Origin of the sequence: Mesorhizobium sp. M7A.F.Ca.US.006.04.2.1 (genome assembly GCF_004022915.1) — a bacterium.
In the GTDB taxonomy this organism is placed as follows: Bacteria; Pseudomonadota; Alphaproteobacteria; order Rhizobiales; family Rhizobiaceae; genus Mesorhizobium; species Mesorhizobium ciceri.
The window spans coordinates 1-2,215 of record NZ_RZQA01000954.1 but is presented as its reverse complement, the minus strand read 5'-3'; the positions used below and the strand labels follow the sequence as shown (position 1 = coordinate 2,215).

Annotated in this window: 2 protein-coding genes and 2 pseudogenes; all 4 read left to right on the top strand. The window is 63.5% G+C overall.

The genetic code is table 11. The features are described 5' to 3' along the window. Window positions 1-435 (top strand): annotated as a pseudogene (locus EN925_RS32760) (class I SAM-dependent rRNA methyltransferase); the annotation flags it as partial. Beyond that, window positions 432-1,289 (top strand): RNA methyltransferase, encoded by an 858-nt coding sequence (locus EN925_RS32755; RefSeq protein ID WP_127384620.1) that lies wholly within the window; start codon window positions 432-434, stop codon window positions 1,287-1,289. The pseudogene EN925_RS32760 and the gene EN925_RS32755, both read left to right, overlap by 4 nt. A 13-nt stretch (window positions 1,290-1,302) precedes the next feature. Continuing rightward, window positions 1,303-1,791: a signal peptidase II gene (lspA, locus tag EN925_RS32750; protein ID WP_127384619.1), complete on the top strand. Its 489-nt coding sequence runs from the start codon at window positions 1,303-1,305 to the stop codon at window positions 1,789-1,791. A gap of 53 nt (window positions 1,792-1,844) precedes the next feature. Beyond that, window positions 1,845-2,165, top strand: a pseudogene (locus EN925_RS32745) (alcohol dehydrogenase catalytic domain-containing protein); the annotation flags it as partial. Window positions 2,166-2,215: the final 50 nt, after the last annotated feature.

The following is a 2,215-nucleotide window of genomic DNA, read 5'->3' as shown; positions in this document are numbered from 1 at the left end:
GATGCCTGGAAGAAGGGGATCGGCTGGGCCCGCGAAAACCAGGAGATGGCCGGCCTCGGCAGCAAGCCGATCCGCTGGATCGTCGACGACGCGGTCAAATTCGCCGAGCGCGAGGAGCGCCGCGGCAGCCGCTACGATATCATTCTGTTCGACCCGCCGGCCTATGGCCGTGGCCCCAAGGGCGAGGTCTGGCAATTGTTCGAGGACCTGCCGGATTTGACCGACCTCTGCCGGGCGATCCTGACGCCGAAGCCGCTCGCCGTGGTGCTGACCGCCTATTCGATCCGCGCCTCCTTCTTCGCCATCCACGCCCTGATGCGCGATACCTTTGCCGGCATGGGCGGCAAGGTTGAATCGGGTGAGTTGATCATCCGCGAAAAGTCCGCCGGCCGGGCGCTATCGACCTCATTGTTTTCGCGTTGGGTGGCTGAATGAACGAGCGGCATGCAGGCGCACCTGGCCAGGTGAAGGAGGTCACCAGCCTCGCCAATCCGCTGGTCAAGGACATCAAGGCGCTCGCTCAGAAGAAATTCCGCGACCAGCAGAGCGCCTTCATGGCCGAGGGGTTGAAGCTGGTCATCGATGCGCTCGATCTCGGCTGGCAGATCAGGACATTGGTTTTCGCCAAGGCCGGGCGCGGCAACGCTGCGGTGGAGAAGGTGGCCGCACGCACGGTTGCGGCAGGCGGCATGGTGCTCGAAGTGTCGGAGAAGGTGCTGGTCGCCATCACCCGTCGCGACAACCCGCAAATGGTGGTCGGCGTCTTTTCGCAAAAATTCCTCGCCTTGAAGGATGTCCGCGCTGACAATGGCGACGTCTGGGTGGCGCTCGACCGGGTGCGCGACCCCGGCAATCTCGGCACCGTCATCCGCACCGTCGATGCCGTCGGCGCCAAAGGCGTCATCCTGGTCGGCGATACCACTGATCCATTCTCCGTGGAGACGGTGCGTGCCACCATGGGTTCGATCTTTGCCGTGCCGGTGGCGAAGGCGACAACCGAGGCTTTCCTCGCCTGGCGAGGCGGGTTTTCAGGCCTCGTCGCCGGAACCCACCTGAAAGGCGCCGTCGACTACCGCTCGGTCGATTTTTCCCGCGGGCCCGTGCTGCTGATGATGGGCAACGAGCAGCAGGGACTGCCCGAAAGCCTGGCTGCGAGTTGCGACAGGCTGCTCAGGATTCCGCAAGCGGGCCGTGCCGATTCGCTCAATCTGGCCGTTGCCACCGGCATCATGCTGTTCGAGATCCGGCGCGGCGCGCTGAAGCTCGAGCCAATCCTGGACCAGCAATGAAGGTTGCCTGCCCGTGAGATCATGGTCTCCCTACGCATTGCTCGTCGTCGCGGCCATCGCGCTCGACCAGTGGATAAAATACCTGGTCGAGGCCGATCTGCCTTTTCAGGAGAAGGTTGATCTGCTGCCCTTCCTGGCGCTGTTTCGCACCTACAATACCGGCATCGCCTTCTCGATGTTCTCGTCCTTCGGCGACACCGGGCTGATCGTCATTTCGCTCGCCGTCGTTGCCTTCGTGCTGTTCCTGGCGACCCGGATCGCGCCGTCCCAGATCCTTGCCCGCACCGGCTTTGCGCTGATCGTCGGCGGCGCGCTCGGCAATCTGATCGACCGCGCCGTCAACGGCCACGTCATCGACTACATCCTGTTCCACACGCCGGTCTGGTCCTTCGCCGTCTTCAACCTTGCCGACGCCTTCATTTCGGTTGGTGCGGCACTGGTCGTCTTCGACGAGCTGGTCGGCTGGCGGCGCGAACCCAAAGCCAGTCCTTCCAAGGATTGACCCCGTGCGGCCATCGCCGCACAGTTCATGTCGTCAAGATCGCGGAGAAAGACATGTCCGAAACCTTCAAAGCCATCCTCGTTTCGCGTGACGCCGAGAAAAAGCAGTCGGTCGCCGTGACCGATCTCACCGAGGCCGACCTGATGGAAGGCGATGTCACCGTCGCGGTCGAGGCAACGACGGTGAACTACAAGGATGGCTTGGCGATCACAGGCAAGGCGCCGGTGATCCGCCGCTGGCCGTTGGTGCCGGGCATCGATTTCGCCGGCACCGTCATTTCGTCCTCGCATCCCGACTGGCGCGCCGGAGACAAGGTCGTGCTGAATGGCTGGGGCGTCGGCGAAACCCATTTCGGTGCCTATGCAGGCCGTGCCGCTCCAGGGCCATGACACAGAGCATGGCGGTATATCCTGCGGTGCCGACG